Source organism: Bradyrhizobium sp. Unk1, assembly GCF_059512345.1.
The window spans coordinates 1-329 of record NZ_JCAMOP010000258.1 but is presented as its reverse complement, the minus strand read 5'-3'; the positions used below and the strand labels follow the sequence as shown (position 1 = coordinate 329).

The window sequence follows — 329 nt, the reverse complement described above, 5'->3', positions numbered from 1 at the left end:
CGGATGATCAACTGCCGCGCCGACGTCAACCAGCTGCTTCCGCTGAAGTACAAATGGGCCTGGGAGAAGTATCTCTCAGGCTGCAACAATCACTGGATGCCGACCGAAGTCTCGATGCAGGCCGACATCGCGTTATGGAAGTCGCGGGACGGGCTGACGGAGGACGAGCGGCGCGCGATCAAGCGCAATCTCGGCTTCTTCGCAGCCTCGGAATCGCTCGTTGCCAACAACATCGTGCTGGCGATCTACCGTCACCTCACCAATCCGGAGTGCCGGCAGTACCTCCTTCGGCAGGCCTTCGAGGAGGCGGTGCACACCCACACCTTCCA

1 protein-coding gene is annotated in these 329 nt (G+C 61.1%); it reads left to right on the top strand.

Annotation, left to right across the window (positions count from 1 at the left end):
* Window positions 1-329: ribonucleotide-diphosphate reductase subunit beta (locus AC5ZFO_RS48395; protein WP_496124320.1), on the top strand; the 329-nt coding region annotated here is incomplete at both ends.